Genomic DNA, 17980 nt, shown 5'->3' with positions numbered 1-17980 from the left:
CACGCGAGGGGATCATAGAGGGCGCAGGTGGTAGCCGTACCGGTGCAGCAGCGGCATGGCCAGCGCGGTGGAGGTGAGCCACAGGCCGCGTCGCCGGGCGTCCCGCCACCGGTTGTCGAGCCGCAACTCGATCTCGCCGTTGCGCAGCCGTCCGGGGTTGCCCGCCACGTTGTGGTTGGGTCGCAGCGCGACGGTCGCCGCGCCGGTGAACGGATCGCCCTCGTCGCCGGTCGCGGTCAGGTCGAGCACGCGCCGCACGGATGGCCGGGGCCACGCCACGAAATCCTCGTAGCGCAGGCGCAGATGCCGCTGCGGATACGCGCCGGCGACCCGCTCGGTCATCGCGTTGCGGACCACCCAGTGCACGGTGCTGGAGGCGGGTCGCTGCTTGATCGGGGCGCCGCCGCGGGTCTCCGGCGGCGGCGCGGCGCCGGTCCAGGAGTGCGCCACCGCCCGCGGATCGCGGACCATGTGCAGCAGGTATGGCCGGATGCCGGGCATGCGTGACAGCAGCGCCGCGCCGGACGGCGTCTTGGACGAGTCCACGATCAGCCCCGCGCCGGTGACCTCGGCGATCGCGTTGTAAAGCCGGGCGGTGATGGCCAGATACTCCGCGGCGTCCGCCGGCAGCGGCCCGTTGAGCAGGGACCTGGTGTGCCGGGCCCGGACCGCCCGTTGCTGCAGGCCGATGACGTGCCGCGGGTCCGGGACCCGTCCGCCGTACGCGACCGAGAGCACCTTCTGCCAGAGCGGGCACTCGTCGAACGTCTCGCCGCACCCGCACCTGCGCCGCATCCCCACGCCCCGCGACCAGAGGTAGCTCAGCTCCCCGGTGGAGAAGACCGCATCGTAGGAGTTGAGGACGTTGTCGACGATCGTCGTCCCGCTTCTCCCCCAGCCCGCGATGTACAAGACCTTCACCATGGCAGCGCATGTTGCGCCGGGGTGGTGAGCATCAGCCGTGCCCGATGTGTGCGGGCAGCGGGGAGCACGTGAACACCCGGTGACGCGGCCTGCACGGCCGCCCGGCCGGGGCGGGAGTAGAGTCGGTGCGAGGTTCGCGGCACCGGTGGGGGAAATTCGTGTCACAGACCACCCGGCTGCCCCGGGACTCTGATGTCGACCTGCACGTGGCCCGGCAACGCCGGGAGATCTTCCGCGCGCCGTGGGCCGTGCTGGGCGCCATCGCGGCGGGCGGCGCCCTCGGCGCGCTCGGACGCTACGCGATCGCGCAGGCGTGGACCCCTGCCCCGGGGCAGGTGCCGTGGGCGACCTTCGCGACAAACGTCTCCGGGTGTTTTCTCATCGGCGTGCTCATGGTGCTGATCACCGAGGTGTGGTCGGCACACCGGCTGATCCGGCCGTTCCTCGGCGTCGGCGTGCTGGGCGGCTACACCACGTTCTCCACCTACGCGGTCGAGGTGCGCGCTCTGGTGGCTTCCGGGGCGGCCCGCACCGGGCTGTTCTACCTGGCCGGCACGGTGGTGGCGGCGCTGGCCGCGGTCTACGCCGGGGTCACGCTGGCCCGCCTGATCACCCGGCGCGGGCGACGTGCCCACGCCGAACGCCGCCGGGACGATCGAGGCACTCCAGGTGAGGAGGCGACGTGAAGATCGAAGGACCGGCCGTCCGGTTGACCATCTTCGTGGGCGAGGACGACGTCTGGCATCACAAGCCGCTCTATCACGAGATCGTGCGCCGGGCGCACGACGCGGGCCTGGCCGGCGCCTCCGTGCTGCGCGGCATCGAAGGCTACGGCGCCTCGTCGCGGATTCACACCACGCGGCTGCTGTCGCTGTCCGAGGACCTGCCGATCGCGGTGATCATCGTGGACCAGGAGGACCGGGTGCGCGAGTTCCTCCCCGCGCTCGACGAACTGGTCACCGAGGGTCTGGTCATCATCGACCCGGTCGAGGTCATCCGGTACGTGGGCCGCCCTGCGGGGAGCCGGCGATGACCGTGCTGCTGGTGATGCTCGGGGCGGCCGTGGGCGCCCCGCTGCGCTACCTCGCCGACCGAGCGGTGCAGGCGCGCCACGACTCGGTGTTTCCGTGGGGCACCTTCACCGTCAACGTGATCGGCTCGTTCCTGCTCGGCGTCCTCATCCAGGGCGCCGCCGAGCATCGGGTGTCGGGCGCGGTCGGGTCGCTGCTGGGCACCGGCCTGTGCGGGGCGCTGACCACCTATTCCACGTTCGGGTTCGAAACGCTGCGTCTGCTGGAGGACCGGGTCCGGGCGTACGCGGTGCTCAATGTCGCCGCGAGCATCGTCGCCGGGCTCGGCGCGGCGTTCTGCGGCGTCGCGGTGGCGCAGGCGCTCTGGCCCTGACGCGCATCGGCCGGTCCGGCGCGGGCGCATGGCCCGGCCGATGCTGGGTAGGAGCGGCTGCATGGTTGTTTCTCTGATCGCCGGTTCGCCGGCGCCCACGGGCCGTCATGCACAGCCTCGGTGATGCGCTCATCGGCGACTGGCGCTCCGCCGCCTTCGCCGGGGTCAAGGCACTGGCGTTGTTCCTGACCGCGGCGGCGGCGTTCCGGCTCACCGAGCGCCGGACCATCGCGCAGTTCGCCCCGTTCGACTGGGCGGTCGCGGTCGCGGTGGGCGCCATCATCGGCCGCACCGCGACCGCGTCGGACTCGTCCTGGCTGACCGGCGCGGTGGCTCTGGTGGTGCTCCTGCTCGCGCATTCCCTCATCGCCCGGCTGCGGTTCCTGCCGGCGTTTCGCCACCTGGTGGATCCGCCGGTGCGCGAGCTGATCCGCGACGGCGAGGTGAACCAGCGGAACCTGCGGTTGTGCGGGATCACCCGCGCCGATCTGGACAGCGTCCTGCGCCAGCAGGGCCACTCCAGCCCGGACACGGTGGCGTTGGCGCTGTTCGAGGCCAAGGGGTCGGTGTCGGTGCAATCCGGCACCGGCCCCTCCAGCGACTCCGATCTCAGCGGCGGCGACCCACCAGCAGCGCGGTGACTCCGGCCGCCGCCGCTGCGGCGGCACCGACCAGCGCGCCGCGGTGCATCGAGGCCCAGGACCACGGATCCTTGCTCACGGCCTTGCGGTCGAACATGCCGTGCGCGCCCCGGTCGGTCTGCTCGTCGCGCGGGGTGAAGACGTTCGAGCCGAATCGCGGGCCGTCGGTCTCGGTCAGTTGGCCGCCGACGCCGGTCTTCGCCAGATACCAATCCAGGAACCACGGCGCCACCCGGTTGCCCAGGATCGTGTAGGCGGTGGAGAAGCCGACCCAGAGGTTGCGCCGCGGGTGGTCGGCGAGGAAGCGGATCGCCCGCGCGGGCAGCTCGGGTTGGAAGATCGGCGCGACCGGCTGCGGGTGCTCGTCGAACTCGTCGGCGTTCCAGTCGAACTGCACCGAGTTCACGCCGGGGAGCTGCACCATGCAGACCTGCACCGCGCTGCCCGCATGCTTGAGCTCGGTGATGACGCTCTCGGTGAAACCCTTGACCGCGTGTTTGGCTCCGCAGTAGGCGGACTGCAACGGGATGCCCCGGAAGCCCAGCGCCGAGCCGACCTGCACGATCACGCCGCGGTTGCGCGGGCGCATGTGTTCCAGGGCCACACGCATGCCGTTGACCTGGCCGTAGTAGGTGACTTCGGTGATGCGCCGGTATTCGTCTTCGGGCGTGTCCCAGAAATAGCGCAGGTTGCCGGCGAACGCGTCGTTCACCCAGAGGTCGATCGGCCCGAGTTCGCGCTCCACCTGGTCGGCCGCGGCGCGGACCTGCGCCAGCTCGGCCACGTCGGTCGGCACGGCCAGCCCGCGCCCGCCGGCGGCCTCGACGTCCTTCACCGCCCCGTCGACGCCGGCCCGGCCACGGGCCAGCACGGCGACGTCCCAGCCGTGCGCGGCAAGCTCACGGACGACGGCGCGGCCGATCCCGGCGGAGCCCCCGGTGACGACGGCGACCCGGTTTCCTGACATGGCTGCTGGTCCTTCCTGTCCATGGTGACACTGTGGGAAGCCGGCGATGATCGCGTGCGCCCCAGGCGGCGAACCCGGCGGCGAGCGCCGTGTCGGCCACCGCGACGGCACGCCAGCGCGGCGAGGTCACCGCCAGGGCCACGCCGGTGGCGGCGTGCAGCACGTCCGCCACGGCGCCCAGGGCGACCACCGGTCGGGTGGGGGCCAGCGCGGTGAGGCCGGCCTGGATCAGATGCCGGGTGCCGAGGATGCGTGCCACCGCCCGCGCCGGGGCCGCGGGTGCCGGGTGGCCGCCGCACGCGAGCACCCGCCGCGGCGCGCACAGCAGGACCAGGCCCCAGCCCGCGCGGAAGGCCACGCCGGCGGTGAGTCGCTCGGCTTCCGCTGTCATCGCCACCCCTTCCCGGTACGCGCATGACTTACCCGCGCTCGGCGGCGTGACACTTCTCGGGCGGCACCGTCGGCTCAAGGCCAGCCGGCGTCGTCGGCTCAGTGCCGGCCAGCCGGCACGGTGGGCTCCGTGCCGGTGGGCAGCCAGTGGGTCCATCCGGGTGCCAGGGCCTCGCCGATGCCGTCGCCGGCGGCCGGGTCGGGTGTGCCGGGCACCGCGGCGAGCACCGGCTCGGCGAGCATGCCCTTGTCGCGGAAGTTCATCAGCCGCTCGATGAGCAGCTCGGTGATCGCCATCCCCCGGCCGACCAGCACCAGCCCGTTCGGCGCGCGCACGTCCTCGACGATCTCCATGCCGATGGACAGTTCGCCGACGTTCAGCGCCCGGACGACGTGCCGGTCCGGTGCCAGCCCGCCCACCCGGCAGGCCGCCGCGACGATCTCCGGGTGGTGGCCTTCGGAGCGCAACGAGGCGATGATGCTGTCCGGCTCGTAGGCGCGGGCGTGCAGCGTTTCGTAGCGCAGGGCCAGCCGCAGCACTGCCGCGCCGCGCCGCACCACCGGAGGGTCGTCCGTGCCCGCCGATGCGCGGAAGCCCGGTTCCAGCGCCCGGATGATCTGCACCACCTCGTCCAGCAGCGGCACGTCGCGCAGCAGGCGGACGGCGGCCCCCGGCACCGCGTCCACCATGCGCTGCTCGTCGTCGGCCAACGGGACGCCGTGGTCGAGCTTGTCCACCACGTCCGGCGGCAGCATCACCGCGCCGAGTTGCGAGGCCATCGCGGCGACTTCGATCTGCCACCGCTCGGTGAGGTTCAACTGTCGGCAGAGCGCCCCGACCAGGGTGCGGATGCGCGCGGCGCGGGCGAAGGCCGCCGGACTGGCCATCTCCAGGCAACCGAACAGCGCGGTGATGCTGCCGCCCAAGGTCTTGTCCAGCAGGTCGCGTTCGGCCATCTGGACCCGATGCTGTTCCACCGCGTCCCGTACGGTGCGGCGCAGCTCGTCGGTGGAGACCGGCTTGTCGACGAAGCGGAAGATCTGCCCGGTGTTGATCGCGGCGCGCGCGGTCTCCAGGTCCGCCCGGCCGGTGTGCAGGATGCGTGTGGTCCACGGATGGTCGTCGCGAATGCGACGCAGCAGCTCGATGCCGTCGGTGCCGGGCATCCACCGATCGCAGACCACGGCCGCGACCGGCGCATGGGTGGACAGCGCGGACAGCGCGCTCGGCCCGTCCACGGCGGTCACCACGCGGAAGTCCTTGCGTAGCTGCAGGGTCAGCGTGAGCAGCACGGATTCCTCGTCGTCCACCAGCAGCACCGTCGCATGGTCACCGGCAGCACTCATGTCGCCTCCGTCGTCCCCGCCCGTTGTTTCCTCGCGTCCCGTGCCGCGTGCCCCGTCGCGACGGTCCAGCCGGGCGTTCACGCTCGACTCCCGGACAGCGACGCCATGGTGTCGCTGTCGGCCGGCGTCGCGGCGGCCCCGGACGCCAGCGTGAACCAGAACAGGCTGCCGCCGCCCGGGTTCGGCTCCACCCCGGCCACGCCGCCGTGCCGGTCCACCACCCGCTGCACGATGGCCAGGCCCAGGCCGGTGCCCGGGTAACCCTCGCTGCCCCGCGCTCGGGTGAACGCGTCGAAGACCTCGACCCGCTGGTCCTCGGGAATGCCGATGCCGCGGTCGGCGACCTCGATGCGGTGCCAGCCGGGCCGCTCCGCAGTGGCGCGGACCCGGACCTCGGCACGCCGGCCGGGTGGGCTGTACTTGACCGCGTTGCCGATCAGGTTCTCCAGCACCTGGCGCAGCAGCGTCGGATCGCCGGTCACCACGGGCAGCTCGGCCACCTCGATGTGCGGCGGGTCGTCCGCCGCCATCTGATCCGCCCGGATGCCCGCCATCAGGTCTCCGAGGTCGACATCGGCGGTGCGCAGCGTGCTGCTGTCCGCGGTGGCATAGGTGAGCAGGTCGTCGATCAGCTCCTGCATGCGGGCCGCGGCGGCGCGCAGCCGATCCAGGAAACCCCGGTGCGTCTGTGCCCATTGCTCGGCGGCCTCCTCGCGCAGCAGTTCCGCGTACGCGGAGACGTGCGCGAGCGGGCTGCGCAGATCGTGGGCCACCATGCCGGCGAAGCCCATCAGCTCCTTCTCCCGGCTGCGCAGCCGGGACTCCACTTCCTCCCGGCGGGCGATGTCGGTCCGCAACGCGGCGGTCGCCTCGGCGACCCGGCGCACCGCGCGGTCGCGCGAGGTCACCACGACCACGGTCAACAACACCAGCAGCCCGGTGATCAGGCCGCCGACCGCCCAGGCCGCGTCGTCGGCGTGCCCGTTGGTGTCCCGCACCAGGCGCAGCGTCGGCCGTACGGTCAGGTCCCAGGTGCGCTGCACCACCACCACGCCGACGTCCCGAGCCGCCCGGCCGGGGTCGACCCGGATGCCGGGATCCCACCGGGCCACCGGGGCTCGCAGCCCGGACGGCGTGTCGTACAACGCGACCCGCACCTGGTCGCCGGCCTCCCGGCCGATGGTCTGCCGCAGGAAGTCCTGGTTGCGCAGGCCCATCAGAATCCAGCCGCGGAAGGCACCCACCCGGGCCGGCGGCGAACTCGCGATCACCGGCGCCGCCAGCACGGCGGACAGTTGTTGCCGCTGCGGCGGCAGCCCGGCGTCCCGGAGGAGCCGGTACGAGCTGCTGATCGCGGCCTGCGTGCTGGTGCGTGCGGTGCGCAGCGCCTCGGCCGCCTCCGGGGCCTGGGCGATGTCGGTGCCGCCGTCCACCGGCCGGCCGTCGAGGGTGCGGCGCAGCACGCCGAAGTAGTGGTCCTCACGGCCGGCGGCCGGTCGCAACCGCAGCGCGGTGTTGCCGCGTGCCCGCCAGTACGCCTGCAGCCGCGGCACCTGATCGGTGGTGGCCGGCACCACGTAGACCACGCCGGTGGCCCCGGGCAACCGCTGCCGGTCGACCGGCCGGGTGATCGCGGTGAACTCGGCCGCGGTGAGATCCGACTGGGCGCCCACGGCGGCGGCCAGGTCGGCGAGGACCGTCCGGTAGCGGCCGATCTCCGCGGTGATGGCCCGCACCACCAGTTCGGTCCGCTGGTTCATCGCCTGGGCCGTGCGAGCGTCTCCAGCCATCCGGAACGCCCCGGCAGCCAGCGCCGTCCCGGTCAGGCCGATCAGCACCACAAGCCCGACTGCGACGAGGGACCTACGCCCGGGAAGGCGCGGTCGACCGACCATGCGGATCACGTCGTCACCCCTCCCGACCCGGTGCCGGGCCCACCGGGTCGTCTCGAACCGCACCGCGCGAGACGACCCGGGCCGGTCAGGACAGCCGGAACGCCGCCACCAGGGTCTGCAACTCCTCGGCCGCACGCGCCACCTCGGCACTGCTGCGACGGGTCTGTTCCACGCTCTCGGAGGTGGTCGCGCCGGCCGCCGAGACGTCCGAGATGCTGGCCGCGATGCGGCTGCTGCCCTGGGACACCTCGTTGATGCCGCGGCTCATCTCCGCGGTGGTCGCGGTCTGCTCCTCGACCGCGCTGGCGATGGTGGTCTGATAGTCGTTGATCTTCGCGATGACCTCGCTGATGCGGCTGATCACGTCCACCGCGCCGGCGGTGTCCGCCTGGATGGCGTTGACCCGGGTGCCGATGTCCTCGGTGGCCCGCGCGGTCTCCTGGGCGAGGTCCTTGACCTCGGAGGCGACCACCGCGAACCCCTTGCCGGCGTCACCCGCCCGCGCCGCCTCGATGGTGGCGTTCAGCGCCAGCAGGTTGGTCTGCTCGGCGATCGAGGTGATCAGCTTGATCACGTTGCCGATCTCCGCGGACGATTCGCCGAGCTGACGCACGGTGCTGGTGGCCCGCGCGGCTTCGTTCACCGCGACCGCCGCGATCTGCGCCGCCTCGCTGGTGTTCTTCGAGATCTCGTGGATGGACAGGCCCATCTCCTCGGAGCCGGCCGCCACCGTCTGCACGTTACGGGAGATCTCGTCCGCGGCGCTGGCCGCCGCGGAGGTCTGGCCTCCGGTGGACTGGGTGGCGTCGGCCAGCCGCCCGGCCACCATCGACATCTGCGAGGCGGAGCCGGACAGGGTCTGCGCGTTGCCGCCGATGGTGGACAGCGACTGGCGGATGGACTCGATGGCCGCGTCCAGGCCGCGGGCCATCCGCCCCAGCTCGTCGCGACTGGTGATGTCGGCGCGCCGGGTCAGGTCACCGCGCGACAGCGCCTCCACCACCGCGCCGAGCCGGCCGACCGGCCGCACGATCGACCGCGCCAGCGGCACCGACAGCCCGACCAGCAGCGCGATACCGGCCAGGGCGACCGCCAGGCTCAGCCATTGCACCGTCGACTCGGTGCTGGTGATGTCCGCACTGCGTGCCTGCGAGGCCGCCTGCACCTCGTCGACCAGGCCGCCGAGGAAGTCGTCGGTGGCGTGGTTGCGGTCCTGGATCTCGTCGAGCCGCGACTGCACCGCGTCCGGGTCCGCGGAGGCGTCCGCGACGAACTGGGTGATGAAGTTGCCGAAGTCGACGAAGGCCTGCCGGTTGGACGCGAACTTGTCCGCGAACTCGGCGGGCAGCTCGGCCGCCACCACCCCGTCGGCCGCCTCGTTCGCCGATTGGATGTCGTCCACCGTGTCCTGGCTGACGTCCTGGCCCAGGGCGGACCGGTAGGCGTCCACCTTGAGCTCGCTCTGCCGCGTGTCCAGATGGTTCAACGCGGCCAGTCCGGCCTTCAGGTGTTCCACGTCGCTGGCGGCCTGCACCACGGCCTTCTGGCCGATGATCATGATGGTGAACAGGGTTCCGACCATCACCACACCGATGGTCACCACCAGCCCCAAGCGCTTCCCCACGCTGAGGTCGGCTAGTCCAGACATTCAGGCCTCCGTGTCACGTCAAGGTGCGGCGGATCCGGGTCGAGTTCCACCGCGAACTGCGTCGCACGCCGCTTCCATGCGTTGCCCGCGGCACCCGTCTCGCGAGCGGGCCCGGGTCTTCACGGTGCGCTTCCGACCGGTCCCGTGTGTCCGCTTTGCGGGTTTGCGCAACCGTTTTGCAACCGAGGGTCGGCTGAGACCGGCGATCCGCGCGCCGATGAAGGGGGCACACCGGCGATCGAGACGAGGCGGCGCAGTGACCACCGAGGCGGCAGCACCGGCCCGGCCACGGGCCGACGGCGAGCGCGCGGCGCTGGCCGCGGAGCTGACCGGGCTGGAAAGCCGGCCGGTGTCCGACTTCCGCGACCTGAGCGCACCCGCCGAGGCCATCGCGATGCGCGCCGCGGAACTGGACGCGCCGGAACTGGTGCAGCGGGCACGGCTGCTTGAGGTCGGCGTGTTGTTGCGGCTGGGCCGCTCGGCGGACGGCGGACGGCGCGCCCACCAGATCCTCGCCTGGGCGCAGCAGCACGGCGACGCCTACCTGACCGCTCGCGCGCATCGCGAGTTGTGCGTCTTCTTCCGGCAGGTAGGCAGCCTGACCGACGCGCTGACGCACGCCCTGCAAGGGGTCGCGCACCTCGCCGATGCGGTGACCCCGTCGATTCGGGCACGGCATCTGATGTCGCTGGCCGTCGCACTGGACGACAACGGCTCGCACGCCGAGGCGCAGCGCCGATACGCCGAGGCACTGGACATCGCCGTCGCCACGGCCGACCACGACCTGACGCTGTGCCTGCTCAACAACATGGCCTACACCGCGTACGAGAACGGTGACGAAGGTGCGGCGACACGTCTGATCGGCCGGATGGAGGATGCCCGGTCCCGGCTGGAACGGCCGTTCAGCGCGAACGAGCTGGACACCATCGCGCGGGTGCATCTGATGGCGGGCCGGTACGCCGACGTCGAGACGGCCCTGCATCCGGTGCTGGACGCCGGGCAGTCGGCGCTGGTCAGCAACGAGGGCGACGCGCTCGCCGAATGCCTGCTGACCCTGACCGAGGCGCGCCGCGTGGCCGGAGACTTCCCGCAGGCCCAACTGGCCCTGGACGCCGCGGTGCGGATGTGCGAGGAGCGCGGGCTGCAGGGCGTGCGCACCCGGGCCCGCGAGGAGCAGGCCGTCCTGTACGCGTGCACCGGCCGGTTCCGGGAGGCGTACGAGGAACACCGCGCCTTCCACGCCGACGCCACCGCGCTGCACTGCATCCAGCGGGAGGCCCGCGCCGGGGCGTTGCAGGCGGTCTTCGAGGCGACGGAGGCCCGCCGCGCCAGCGAGCACTTCCGGGAGATGGCCCACCGGGACGCGCTGACCGGGCTGCACAATCGTCGCCACGTCAACGATCGGCTGCCCGCGCTGCTCGGCGACGCGGCGGCGCGGGACGCCCCGATCTCGGTGGCCATCCTGGACCTGGACCACTTCAAACAGATCAACGACACGCTGTCGCACAGCGTCGGGGACGAGGTGCTGCAGCAACTCGCCCGGCTGCTGGCCGAGGCAGCGACCGGATCGGAGATCGCGGCTCGTCTGGGTGGCGAGGAGTTCCTGCTGATCCTGCCGGACGTCGGCGCGGCGGAGGCGGTCGAGCGCTGCGAGCGGCTGCGCCGGCGCATCCGCGAGCACGACTGGACGCCGATCACCGGCGGTCTGCCGGTGACCACGAGCATCGGCGTGACCACCGCCGACTCCGGCCGCAGCAGCGTGTCGGCGCTGCTGTCCCAGGCCGACCGCAACCTCTATGCGGCCAAGCGGGACGGCCGGGACCGGGTGGTGCGTGATGCCGCGCCGGGGTTGATGTCCAACTCGACGAGCACCGGATAGTGATCGGAGGCATACTCCGTCTCGGCCCCGCGCAGCACCGTGACGCGCCGCACCCGGCGCGCGACGTCCGCGGTGCCGAGCACGTAGTCCAGCCGCATGCCGGAGAACTCGGCGCCGCCGCCCGCGGTGGTCGGCACGGTGCGGCCATCCCCCGATCCGGCCACCGTCCACAGATCGACCAGCCCGTCCGCGGCGAAGGCCGCCACGGCCCGCGTGTCGGCCCGGCCGTCCGGCCCGACGTGCCGTCCGCGGTACGCCGGTGCCAGGCGCTCGATGGTCGCGGTGTGGTCGGTGCGGGGCGCCAGTGAGTTGAGATCGCCGGCCAGCAGGGTCAGCCGGCGCGTGCCGCCGTAGCGCGCCGCCAGCCATCGCGCCTCACGCCGACGGCGCTCCGGGGAGAACGGATTCAGGTGGGTGCTGACCACAGTCAACGGTCCGGCGCCAGTGGGCACCACGGCCACCGACGCGGCGTGGTGCAGCCGCCAGCGCACGCGCGCATCGCCGGCGAGCCGCAACGGCGGCCGGGCCAGCACCGCCACCGGCTGGCCGAACACCGACGGGGCCAGGTGCGCGTGCATGCCCGCGGACGCGGCGAACCGCTGCATCCGCAGGCCACCGCGCCGGGCGAAGCCGCGCAGCTCCTGCAACGCCAGCAGATCCGGGCGATGGCGATGCACGACGGCGAGCACCGCGTCGAGCCGGTCCCCGCCGCCGTTCTTGATGTTCCAGGTCATCACCCGCACGCGGGCCTCCCCGCCGGGGCCGTGGCGGGCGCCTCCGCCTGCGGGCGCACCACCCACCAGAGCAGCCCCACCCAGCAGGCGGTGAGCAGGGCGGCGCCGAGCGCGTCGCTGGGATGATGCATGCCGCGGTACATCCGGGACACCGCCACGCCCACCGGCATGATCACCGCCAGCGCCACGAAGATCCACCGCCACCAGGCACGCACCCGGCCGGTGACCAGCAGCGCGATCGCCACCCACAGGCACAGCGTCGCCGCGATGTGCCCGGACGGGAACGAGGAGGTGGGCAGCGTGCCGTCCAGATGCTCGACATCCGGCCGGGGCCGCTGCACGGCGGCCGAGACGCACAGGAACAGGGTCAGTTCACCGAGCATGGTGAGCACCACGAACAACACCGGGCGCCACTGCCGCCAGACGGCCAGCGCGACCGGACAGAACACCAGGCAGACGGTCAGGATCGCGTGCGTGTCGCCGGCCTTGCTCCACGCGTACGAGAGGCGGTCGAGGGTGTCCGACCGGAAGCCCTGCAGCCAGCGCGGCACGGCGTTGTCGGCAGCGCCCAGCGGGGTCGGCTCGACGACGTGGGTCAGCAGGTAGCCGACCAGGTAGAGCAGGCCGAACGTGAGAACCCATCCGGTGACGATCTCGGCGCCCTTGACCCATGGGTGCGGCAGCAACCGGGTCTCGTCCGGCGCGGGCCTCAACTCCGGGGCGGCCTCCGGCTCCAATCCCTGCGGCAGCGGCCCGACCGGGTGACCGGCCTCGCGCCGCCAGAGCCGGAACGCGTACGCGGTCGCGCCCAGCCACGCCACGCCGAGCAACCATCCGGCCAGCACGTCGGACACGAAGTGCACGCCGAGCATCAGCCGGGTCAGCCCGACCGCCGCGATCACCAGCGCCGCCGCGGCGGCCGGCAGGGGCCGCCACCGCGCGCGCACGGCGGGCAGGAAGACCAGCACCAGGGAGCCGTAGACCACCATGGAGCCTAGGGCGTGCCCGCTCGGGAAGCTGTTGCCCGGCGCGCTGGCGACCGGCACGTCCACCACCGGCCGCAGCCGGCCGACGAGCGTCTTCACCGACGGGTCGAGCAGCAGCGCCCCCACTCCGGTGACCACCAGGTAGAGCGCGAGCCGGGTGCGCCGGCGCACCAGCAGCAGCATCACCGCGAACGCGACAAGCCAGATCATCACCGGCCGGCCGCCCGCGCGGGACACCAGGGTGGCGGTGTCCACCGCCCAGCGGCGCGGCGCAACGAGACGGTTGAGGCCGTCCGCCACGCCGGTGTCGAGATCTTGCAGGGGTGTCCAGTGCCAGCGGACGAGCAGCAGCAGGAGGCCGAACCCGAGGCCGGCCGCGACCACCGCCAGCAGGCCCAGCACGCTGCGCTCGGCGAAATGCCGCAGCGGCGCCCAGCCGGCGCGTTCCCGCAACCGGCCGTCGCGTTCCGGGCCGTCGCGTTCCGGGCCGGCGTGTTCCCGGCCGGCGTGTTCCCGGCCGGCGTGTTCCGGGCTGGCGTCCGTGGCCGTGCGCTGCTCGGTGACCATCGGGGACTCGCTTCCGTCGGTGGTCCGCCGGGTTTACCCCGAGGCGTCCGGCGTCACACGCTCGTCGTCGCCGCAGGGCCGCCAGCGGTCATGCAGCGCGGGCCGGGACACCCCGACGCGCTGCGCCTCCAACTGGGCGGCGAACGCGATGCCCAGGAACAAGGCGATGCCGGTGAGGTTGGCCCAGAGCAGCAACGCCATCACCGCGGTCAGCGGGCCGTAGGTGGCGCCGAACGCGTCGCTGAACCGGACATATCCGGCAAGCAGCAGGCTGGCCAGCCACCATAGCACTGTGGACACCGCGGCGCCGAACAGCAGCCAGGACAGTCCCGGCTGGCGGCGTCGCGGCGACTGCTCGAACAACAGGCCCACGGCGAACACGATCAGCACCAGGCTGACCGGCCAGCGCACCACGTCCCATGTGGTGCGCATCCCGTCGCTCCAGCCGAAATGCTCGGCCGCCGAGTCACCGGCGGGCCGGCCGGCCACCAGCAGCAGGAAACCGGCCAGGGCGGGCAGTCCGGCCACCACCGCCAGCACCGCTGCGCGCACGTACTTGGGGAACACCGGACGGTCCCGCTCCACGCCGTAGATCCGGTTCGCGCCCCGCTCGATCTGCGCCATCGCGCTGGTCAGCGCCACCAGGCCGGTGATCAGACCGAGCACCAGCGCCAGCTCGCCGGCGTCCTCGTCGACGGCGTCCGAGAGCAGGTCCCGCACCAGCGGTTCACTGGCGCCGGGCGTGAGCGCCACCACCGAATCGGCGACCACCTGGCCGCCCTCCTCGGCGCCCAGATCGGCGGCCAGGCCGCTGAGCGCGATCAGGAACGGGACCAGGGCCAGGCACAGTTGCAGCGCGAGCGCCCGAGCGTGGCTGAAGCCGTCGCCGTACCGGAAACGCACGAAGGCGTCCCGCAGCAGCGGCCACCGGCCGTAGTGGCGCAGCGCGTGGAAGGCGTCGTCGGCGGACAACTCGTCGCCGGACATGGTCTGTGTCTCGGGCACCGGCTCCGTGGAGCTCACAGCTGACCCGCGCGCGCCCGAATCTTCTCGGCGGCCCGCCGCGCGCTCTCGCTGTCGTAGGCCAGGTCCGGATCGCCGGCCGGTTGCGGCACGCACAGCAGCAGCGCCCGCGGCCGCACCTGGATCTTCAGTCGCTTGCCGGGGTCGATCAGGTCGCCGTCGAGCTGGCGGGGCTGCACGCGATTGCTGATGATCTCCACACGCTCCGCGCTGAACGTCTCCATCAGGGGCACCCGCTTGCGGCGGCGGATCACCGCCCACCCGAGCCGCGCCCAGTGCCCGAGGCTGTTCGGGCTGAGCACCGCGACGTCGAGCTTGCCGTCGTCCGGCTCGGCGTCCTGCAGCAGCCGCACACCACCCTGCAACCGACCCACATTGCCCACGATGACCGTGCGTGGCCGTCGGGGCATCGGCGGGCCGTCGTCCACCACGATCCGCACCCGCATCGGCCGGTCACGCAGATATTTGATCGCCCCGCCGAGGTACGCCAGCCAGCCGATCCGCTTCTTCGCCGCCTCGGAGGTGCCCTCCAGCATCTGCGCGTCGAAGCCCATCCCGGCCATCACCGCGAAGCAGCGGTCGTCGACCATGCCGACGTCGATGCGCTTGCGACCGCCCTCCAGCGCCACCTGCACGCCGGTGGCGGCGTCGGTGGCCAGGCCCAGGTTGGCGGCGAGCAGGTTGCCGGTGCCGGCGGGCAGCACCGCCATGGCCACGTCGGAGCCGGCAAGCGCGGTGACGCAGGCCATCACCGTGCCGTCCCCGCCGCAGGCGAAGACGACCTCGGCGCCGTCCTCGCGAGCCTGGGCGGCCATGCCCCGGCCCGGGTCCTCCGGCGTGGTCTCCAGCCAGGCCGGTTCCGGCCAACCGGCGTCGGAGAGCCCGCCGCAGATCAGGCGGCGCAGCATGTCCATGTCGGGCACCTTGACGGGATTCACCACAACGGCAGAACGAGGTCCGGTCACGCGGCCAGTCTGCCCGAGACAGATCACGGCGGCATGTCGGGCGCTCGCCAGGGGTATCGGACGACGATGAACGAGCTGACCTGCGCCCGGCCCGGAGCGCCCACAGCGTACCGTGAAGCCGTGAGACAGCGATCCCGGTGGACCGGCACGCTCGGTCGCCGGCGACCCGGCCGACCGTCATGAGCGCGACGAGTGTGACCTGGTGGGGGCACAGCACGTCATGGCTGAGCGACTCGGGCGTCCAGCTCCTCACCGACCCGCTGCTGACCAATCGCCTGGCGCACCTGCGCCGGATGGCCGGCCCGACGCCGAGCCTGCCCGGCGCGCCGGACGCGGTTCTGCTGTCGCACCTGCACGCCGACCACTTCCACTTGCCGTCGCTGCGCGCGGTCCCGGGTGAGCCGTGCCTGGTGGTGCCGCGCGGCGCGGCCGGGCTGGTGGCCGACGGGCTGGGCCGGTCCTACGCGCGACGCTGCGTGGAGCTGGCGCCGGGCGAGGAGACCAGCGTCGGCGCGGTCCGGGTGCGGGCGGTGAAGGCGGCCCACCCCGGCGGACGTGGTCCCTGGTCACGACGCAACGCGACGGCGGTCGGCTTCGTGGTGGAGGGCGCGGCCCGGACCTGGTACGCCGGTGACACCGGACTGTTCGACGAGATGACCGACCTGGCGCCGCTGGACCTGGCGCTGATCCCGGTCGGCGGTTGGGGCCCGTCGCTGCACACCCACGAGCACCTGGACGCGGTGCAGGCGGCCGAGGCGCTGCACCGGGTCAAGGCAACGTGGGCGGTGCCGGTGCACTACGGCACCTTCTGGCCGGCCGGCATGAGCCGGGTGCGCCGGCACATGTTCCACACGCCCGGGGACACCTTCGCCGAGCACGCCGCCGTCGTCGCGCCGGACTCCCGGGTCCGGGTGTTGCGGCACGGTGACACGCTCACCATTGAGGTGCCGGCGGCGGACGGCGTCGAGCGCCGCGACCTGCCCGGGAGAGAGCCTTCGTGATCGATCAGCTCGGCACGCTCGGTTGGCTGTTCCTGGTGGTGTCGTTCGGCGCGATCGTACCGATCGTGCCGACCGGGGCCGCGGTCAGCGGAGCAGCCGCGCTCACCTTCCACGAGCACCCGCTGATGATCGTGTTCGTGGTGGCGGCCGGCGCCGCCGGCGCGTACCTGGGCGACCTGGTGATGTATGCGATGTGCCGCGCCGGGGGTGAACAGCTCGCCCGGCGGCTGCGCTGGTTGCGGGACGAGGAACGCCTGAGCGCCGTGAAGGAGCGGCTGAACCGCAGCCAGGTTCCGGTCCTGCTGATGTCCCGGCTGATCCCGGGTGGCCGGGTGCCGGTGCTGCTGGCCGCGGCGTTCCTGGGCATGTCGTGGCGGACCTTCGTGATCGCCAACCTTCCGGCGTGCGCGCTGTGGTCGACCGTCTATGCGGGCATCGGCGTGGCCGGCGGGTCGATCTTCCCGGAGCCCTGGGAGGGCGTGGTTGCCGCAGTGATCCTCATCCTGGTGGTCAACCAGGCGGTGAACTGGTGGAACAAGCGCCGCGAGGCCGTCGAGGAGCCTTCCGGCACTCCGGAATCCGCCTAATATTCCAGGACTTTCCGGGTCATCTTCGCGACCTTCTCCACCACTCCGATGCCGCCGTCCATGGTCGTGTGATCGTGCGAGAGCACCGCGATCGAGACGTCCACATCGTCGCCGGTGATCCGCCCGACGCTGTTGACGATCCAGCGTCCGCCCTCGCTGGAGCGCGGCAGCCAGCCGTTCTTCACGGTGAACTTCTCGCCGGTGGCCGCCGCTGCGGGCACACCCCAGTCCTGGTCCTTCTCCACGGTGCTCATCAGGTCGTACGCCAGGTCGCGTGAGTCGGCGTCCAACGGCCCGTCCGTGTCGACGAGCGCGGCGAGCAACCGCACCTGATCGTCGACAGTGGTCCGGGTCAGGCCCCAGGAGCTGCTCACCTTCGTCTGTTTGAGTCCCAGGCGCTTGTTGCAGGCGGCGACGGCCGAGGACCGGCCCAGCCGGGAGAACAGCGACGTGGTCGCGTCGTTGTCGCTGGCCCTGATCATGCGCTTGGCCAGGGACAGCTCGCTGGACGTCAGGTCCCGGTCGTCGTCCTGGGCGGTGAGCAGCAGGCAGGCCAGCACCTGCACCTTGACCACGCTGGCGGTCTCGTATTTCTCGCTCCCCCGGAAGGAATAGTCCTGCCCGGTGTTGCGGTCCAGCACCGCGACCGAGAACTCCGGAACCGACTCGGCGTACTCGGTGAGGGCGGTGGTCAGCTCCTTCTCCTTCTTGGCGCGCTCGATCGCGGCCAACTCCTCCGGGCTGGGCCCGGTCGGCGAAGGTGAGGCGGAGGGCACCTCGGCGAAATTGCCCGCCAGCGGAAGGGAACCGGCACCGTCGTCACTCATCATGCCGACCCCCACCAGGGCGGTACCGCCCAGCACGCCGACGGCGGCCAGGGCCAGAATCCCGTTTCGCTTCCAGTGCACCCATGCATAGTGCCGTGCCGAACCCGGTGGATGCCTCCCGGATCCGAAGTCCGCGCAAACTCCGCCGACGAGATCGACCCATTGCATGATCGTTCTCACGGTCGGTGAGCCGGC

At 72.5% G+C, this 17980-nt stretch carries 18 protein-coding genes; 7 read left to right on the top strand and 11 right to left on the bottom strand.

The genetic code is table 11. The features are described 5' to 3' along the window. Positions 1-12 precede the first annotated feature (12 nt). Positions 13-924: a sulfotransferase gene (locus tag IEY73_RS07045; protein WP_189078255.1), complete on the bottom strand. Its 912-nt coding sequence runs from the start codon at positions 922-924 to the stop codon at positions 13-15. 158 nt (positions 925-1082) lie between these two features. Here IEY73_RS07045 and crcB (IEY73_RS07040) point away from each other — a divergent pair, with 158 nt between their 5' ends. From crcB (IEY73_RS07040) to IEY73_RS07025, 4 genes are all read left to right on the top strand, one after another. Further along, positions 1083-1610 carry a fluoride efflux transporter CrcB gene (crcB, locus tag IEY73_RS07040; RefSeq protein ID WP_189078254.1) on the top strand — a complete coding sequence of 176 codons (528 nt, stop codon included), beginning with the start codon at positions 1083-1085 and terminating at the stop codon, positions 1608-1610. Further along, positions 1607-1957 carry a DUF190 domain-containing protein gene (locus tag IEY73_RS07035; RefSeq protein WP_189078253.1) on the top strand — a complete coding sequence of 117 codons (351 nt, stop codon included), beginning with the start codon at positions 1607-1609 and terminating at the stop codon, positions 1955-1957. Before crcB (IEY73_RS07040) ends, IEY73_RS07035 begins: the two co-directional genes overlap by 4 nt. Continuing rightward, positions 1954-2328, top strand: a complete 375-nt coding sequence (crcB, locus tag IEY73_RS07030; protein ID WP_189078252.1) for a fluoride efflux transporter CrcB — start codon at positions 1954-1956, stop codon at positions 2326-2328. Before IEY73_RS07035 ends, crcB (IEY73_RS07030) begins: the two co-directional genes overlap by 4 nt. A 107-nt stretch (positions 2329-2435) precedes the next feature. After that, a complete protein-coding gene (locus tag IEY73_RS07025; RefSeq protein WP_189078251.1) occupies positions 2436-2969 on the top strand; it encodes a DUF421 domain-containing protein in 534 nt (177 codons plus the stop codon). On the opposite strand, the gene IEY73_RS07020 is transcribed toward IEY73_RS07025, so the two are convergent. The 5 genes from IEY73_RS07020 to IEY73_RS07000 all read right to left on the bottom strand — a co-directional run bounded on the left by IEY73_RS07020 (position 2938) and on the right by IEY73_RS07000 (position 9216). Next, positions 2938-3936 carry an SDR family oxidoreductase gene (locus tag IEY73_RS07020; protein WP_189078250.1) on the bottom strand — a complete coding sequence of 333 codons (999 nt, stop codon included), beginning with the start codon at positions 3934-3936 and terminating at the stop codon, positions 2938-2940. The genes IEY73_RS07025 and IEY73_RS07020 overlap by 32 nt on opposite strands. Next, a complete protein-coding gene (locus IEY73_RS07015; protein WP_189078249.1) occupies positions 3869-4327 on the bottom strand; it encodes a hypothetical protein in 459 nt (152 codons plus the stop codon). Before IEY73_RS07015 ends, IEY73_RS07020 begins: the two co-directional genes overlap by 68 nt. Before the next feature lie 98 nt (positions 4328-4425). Further along, entirely contained in the window at positions 4426-5673 is a 1248-nt protein-coding gene (locus tag IEY73_RS07010) for a response regulator (protein ID WP_189078248.1), read from the bottom strand. A gap of 77 nt (positions 5674-5750) precedes the next feature. After that, entirely contained in the window at positions 5751-7514 is a 1764-nt protein-coding gene (locus IEY73_RS07005; RefSeq protein ID WP_189078247.1) for a sensor histidine kinase, read from the bottom strand. A gap of 139 nt (positions 7515-7653) precedes the next feature. Then, the gene (locus IEY73_RS07000; RefSeq protein WP_189078246.1) at positions 7654-9216 is read right to left on the bottom strand and encodes a methyl-accepting chemotaxis protein; all 1563 of its coding nucleotides are present in this window, start codon (positions 9214-9216) and stop codon (positions 7654-7656) included. 256 nt (positions 9217-9472) lie between these two features. Here IEY73_RS07000 and IEY73_RS06995 point away from each other — a divergent pair, with 256 nt between their 5' ends. After that, positions 9473-11095: a GGDEF domain-containing protein gene (locus IEY73_RS06995; protein ID WP_229715636.1), complete on the top strand. Its 1623-nt coding sequence runs from the start codon at positions 9473-9475 to the stop codon at positions 11093-11095. On the opposite strand, the gene IEY73_RS06990 is transcribed toward IEY73_RS06995, so the two are convergent. Genes IEY73_RS06990 through IEY73_RS06975 form a run of 4 tightly spaced genes read right to left on the bottom strand, consistent with a single transcriptional unit; the run spans position 11011 to position 15319 of the window. Next, the gene (locus IEY73_RS06990; protein WP_189078389.1) at positions 11011-11829 is read right to left on the bottom strand and encodes an endonuclease/exonuclease/phosphatase family protein; all 819 of its coding nucleotides are present in this window, start codon (positions 11827-11829) and stop codon (positions 11011-11013) included. The genes IEY73_RS06995 and IEY73_RS06990 overlap by 85 nt on opposite strands. Next, positions 11829-13382, bottom strand: coding sequence for a phosphatase PAP2 family protein (locus IEY73_RS06985; protein ID WP_189078244.1), 1554 nt, complete (start codon positions 13380-13382; stop codon positions 11829-11831). Before IEY73_RS06985 ends, IEY73_RS06990 begins: the two co-directional genes overlap by 1 nt. A gap of 33 nt (positions 13383-13415) precedes the next feature. Then, entirely contained in the window at positions 13416-14405 is a 990-nt protein-coding gene (locus IEY73_RS06980) for a YihY/virulence factor BrkB family protein (protein ID WP_189078243.1), read from the bottom strand. Further along, on the bottom strand, positions 14402-15319 hold the full coding sequence (locus IEY73_RS06975; protein WP_189078388.1) for a diacylglycerol/lipid kinase family protein: 918 nt from the start codon (positions 15317-15319) through the stop codon (positions 14402-14404). Before IEY73_RS06975 ends, IEY73_RS06980 begins: the two co-directional genes overlap by 4 nt. A 230-nt stretch (positions 15320-15549) precedes the next feature. Between IEY73_RS06975 and IEY73_RS06970 the strand changes: the two genes are divergently transcribed. Both IEY73_RS06970 and IEY73_RS06965 read left to right on the top strand, forming a co-directional pair. Next, on the top strand, positions 15550-16371 hold the full coding sequence (locus IEY73_RS06970) for an MBL fold metallo-hydrolase (protein ID WP_189078242.1): 822 nt from the start codon (positions 15550-15552) through the stop codon (positions 16369-16371). Then, positions 16368-16958: a DedA family protein gene (locus IEY73_RS06965; RefSeq protein ID WP_189078241.1), complete on the top strand. Its 591-nt coding sequence runs from the start codon at positions 16368-16370 to the stop codon at positions 16956-16958. The genes IEY73_RS06970 and IEY73_RS06965 overlap by 4 nt, the downstream gene beginning before the upstream one ends. On the opposite strand, the gene IEY73_RS06960 is transcribed toward IEY73_RS06965, so the two are convergent. Further along, positions 16955-17866: a serine hydrolase gene (locus IEY73_RS06960; RefSeq protein ID WP_306661472.1), complete on the bottom strand. Its 912-nt coding sequence runs from the start codon at positions 17864-17866 to the stop codon at positions 16955-16957. The two genes, IEY73_RS06965 and IEY73_RS06960, sit on opposite strands and share 4 nt — an antisense overlap. Positions 17867-17980: the final 114 nt, after the last annotated feature.

The sequence above is a fragment of the Mangrovihabitans endophyticus genome (assembly GCF_014646155.1).
Classification (GTDB): Bacteria; Actinomycetota; Actinomycetes; order Mycobacteriales; family Micromonosporaceae; genus Actinoplanes; species Actinoplanes endophyticus.
The sequence above is the reverse complement of the archived record's forward strand: the minus strand, read 5'-3'. Positions and strand labels throughout refer to the sequence as shown.

Excerpts from the sequence above, each read along its gene's own strand:
- IEY73_RS07020 (WP_189078250.1), bottom strand. The coding sequence starts at position 3,936 with ATGTCAGGAAACCGGGTCGCCGTCGTCACCGGGGGCTCCGCCGGGATC.
- IEY73_RS07025 (WP_189078251.1), top strand. The coding sequence starts at position 2,436 with ATGCACAGCCTCGGTGATGCGCTCATCGGCGACTGGCGCTCCGCCGCC.
- IEY73_RS06990 (WP_189078389.1), bottom strand. The coding sequence starts at position 11,829 with ATGACCTGGAACATCAAGAACGGCGGCGGGGACCGGCTCGACGCGGTG.
- IEY73_RS06985 (WP_189078244.1), bottom strand. The coding sequence starts at position 13,382 with ATGGTCACCGAGCAGCGCACGGCCACGGACGCCAGCCCGGAACACGCC.
- IEY73_RS06970 (WP_189078242.1), top strand. The coding sequence starts at position 15,550 with ATGAGCGCGACGAGTGTGACCTGGTGGGGGCACAGCACGTCATGGCTG.
- IEY73_RS06975 (WP_189078388.1), bottom strand. The coding sequence starts at position 15,319 with ATGGACATGCTGCGCCGCCTGATCTGCGGCGGGCTCTCCGACGCCGGT.
- IEY73_RS07045 (WP_189078255.1), bottom strand. The coding sequence starts at position 924 with ATGGTGAAGGTCTTGTACATCGCGGGCTGGGGGAGAAGCGGGACGACG.
- IEY73_RS07010 (WP_189078248.1), bottom strand. The coding sequence starts at position 5,673 with ATGAGTGCTGCCGGTGACCATGCGACGGTGCTGCTGGTGGACGACGAG.
- IEY73_RS07015 (WP_189078249.1), bottom strand. The coding sequence starts at position 4,327 with ATGACAGCGGAAGCCGAGCGACTCACCGCCGGCGTGGCCTTCCGCGCG.
- IEY73_RS07000 (WP_189078246.1), bottom strand. The coding sequence starts at position 9,216 with ATGTCTGGACTAGCCGACCTCAGCGTGGGGAAGCGCTTGGGGCTGGTG.
- crcB (WP_189078252.1), top strand. The coding sequence starts at position 1,954 with ATGACCGTGCTGCTGGTGATGCTCGGGGCGGCCGTGGGCGCCCCGCTG.